Source organism: Mesorhizobium sp. M1D.F.Ca.ET.231.01.1.1 (genome assembly GCF_003999155.2).
Lineage (GTDB): Bacteria > Pseudomonadota > Alphaproteobacteria > Rhizobiales > Rhizobiaceae > Mesorhizobium.
The window spans coordinates 1-369 of record NZ_RZOZ02000108.1 but is presented as its reverse complement, the minus strand read 5'-3'; the positions used below and the strand labels follow the sequence as shown (position 1 = coordinate 369).

The 369-nt window shown below is 65.3% G+C and carries 1 pseudogene; it reads right to left on the bottom strand.

From position 1 onward, the window contains the following. A pseudogene (locus tag EN874_RS32515) lies at positions 1-338 on the bottom strand (branched-chain amino acid ABC transporter permease); the annotation flags it as partial. Positions 339-369 lie beyond the last annotated feature (31 nt).

Genomic DNA, 369 nt, shown 5'->3' with positions numbered 1-369 from the left:
GCCACACCCGCGGTGCGCAGCGCCAGCAGGCCGACGATTAAGGCGAGCAGCGCGCCGCAGGCGACCCCGGCAATGAAGGCTTCCGGCACGCCCCAGCCGAGATGGTAGACGGTCAAGCCCGCGCCATAGAGGCCGGCCGAGAAGAACATCGCATGGCCGAGGCTGAGCAGGCCGACATAGCCGAAGAGCAGATTGTAGCCCATGGCAAAGACTGCGAGCGCCATGATGCGTGCGAATAGGCCCTGATGGTAATCCGGCAGGACGAAGTTCAGCGCGAACAGAAGCGCGATGACGCCGATATGCAGCGCGTAGGTCTTTGCCGGCGAAGCATCCCTCATCGCGGCGTGGTCCCGAACAGGCCTTGCGGCC